The organism is Dawidia cretensis (assembly GCF_018598175.1).
GTDB classification, from domain to species: Bacteria; Bacteroidota; Bacteroidia; order Cytophagales; family Cyclobacteriaceae; genus Ohtaekwangia; species Ohtaekwangia cretensis.
Window position 1 is genome coordinate 1 of record NZ_JAHESE010000254.1, and the last position, 240, is coordinate 240.

A 240-nucleotide genomic window follows, 5' to 3' on the forward strand; every position below is an offset into this window, starting at 1 on the left:
ATGCTCGTGTCGTCTGTCACCATGGTGACGGGCAAGCCAAACATAATGCCGCTGTCGACTATCGGCAACGCTGCACCGCGCAGGTTCATCACACCGCGTATAAAAGCGGGTGCATGCGGCATGGCCGTAATCGTACCCACCTCCAGGACGTCGTGGATATAGCGCTCACCCGCCGCGAATAAGTCGTGACCGATCGTAAAAGATATGCAGGATTCCGTGATGGCGTCGTTCGTCATACAT

1 protein-coding gene is annotated in these 240 nt (G+C 55.8%); it reads right to left on the reverse strand.

Translation table 11 applies throughout. The features are described 5' to 3' along the window. Positions 1-240: chemotaxis protein CheW (locus KK062_RS30545; RefSeq protein WP_254088153.1), on the reverse strand; the 240-nt coding region annotated here is incomplete at both ends.